Below are 427 nucleotides of genomic sequence, written 5' to 3'. Positions count from 1 at the left end.
CATAAAGGCAGCGAACGCTTTTGAAACGGTACCGACGCCATTGGCCAGCTTGCCCCAGGCCCCCGGCTGCTCTTCCAGCGTATTACCCAGCTGCTGGTTTACCTCCTTCTGCTTGCGGACGGCCTCGGTGTGTTCCTTAGTGCCGGGAATCAGTCCTTCGATTTCCTTGCCCAGCTGATCGGCCACTTCCCGCAGCTGNNTCCCAGTCGGAAACGGTCGCCTTCCCCTTGCTGAGTGTGGTATTCAGCTGCCGGTTGACTTCCTCCTGTTTGCGGACGGCTTCCGCATGCTCTTTGGTGCCCGGCACCAGCCCTTCGATTTCTTCCGACAGCTGTTTAGACACTTCCCGCAGTTGCTTCACCGTGAGTGTGGCCCGTTTACTTTCGTCATTCCAGTCGGCAACGCTGGCCACAATCTTATCCCAGAC

The 427-nt window shown here is 58.1% G+C and carries 1 protein-coding gene; it reads right to left on the bottom strand.

Going from position 1 to position 427, the window contains the following annotated elements:
• On the bottom strand, positions 1-186 hold a 186-nt coding region (locus tag BLX24_RS31245), incomplete at its 3' end, for a hypothetical protein (RefSeq protein WP_143092986.1).
• Positions 187-427: the final 241 nt, after the last annotated feature.

Origin of the sequence: Arsenicibacter rosenii (assembly GCF_001870735.1) — a bacterium.
GTDB classification, from domain to species: Bacteria; Bacteroidota; Bacteroidia; order Cytophagales; family Spirosomataceae; genus Arsenicibacter; species Arsenicibacter rosenii.
This window is presented reverse-complemented; position numbering and strand designations above follow the sequence as displayed.